Source organism: Oceanospirillum sediminis (genome assembly GCF_014164585.1).
GTDB classification, from domain to species: domain Bacteria; phylum Pseudomonadota; class Gammaproteobacteria; order Pseudomonadales; family Halomonadaceae; genus Oceanospirillum; species Oceanospirillum sediminis.
On record NZ_JACJFM010000263.1, the window covers coordinates 1 to 341 of the forward strand.

The 341-nt window shown below is 34.6% G+C and carries 1 protein-coding gene; it reads left to right on the forward strand.

The genetic code is table 11. The features are described from left to right. Positions 1-341: nitroreductase family protein (locus H4O21_RS28630; RefSeq protein ID WP_220495893.1), on the forward strand; the 341-nt coding region annotated here is incomplete at both ends.

The window sequence follows — 341 nt, forward strand, 5'->3', positions numbered from 1 at the left end:
TTAAACAAGCATTTAATCTAACGGCAACCTCTTACGGTTTGCAAACTATAAAAATGCTGGTTATTAAGGATAGAGTTTTAAGGTCTAAGCTTGTAGAGCACTCATACAACCAAAAACAAGTACTGGATGCATCGCATCTTTTGGTCATTTGCATACAGGAAAATATTTTAAACATTGATGTTAATCAGTATTACGATAACATAAAAGATATCAGGGAAACCCCCGAAACTATATTAAAACCTTATCGCGAGGGGTTGATCGATATGATAGCCAAAATGTCAATCGAAGAACGTCAAAAATGGTCTACAAACCAAGCATACATTGCATTGGGAAATTTAATG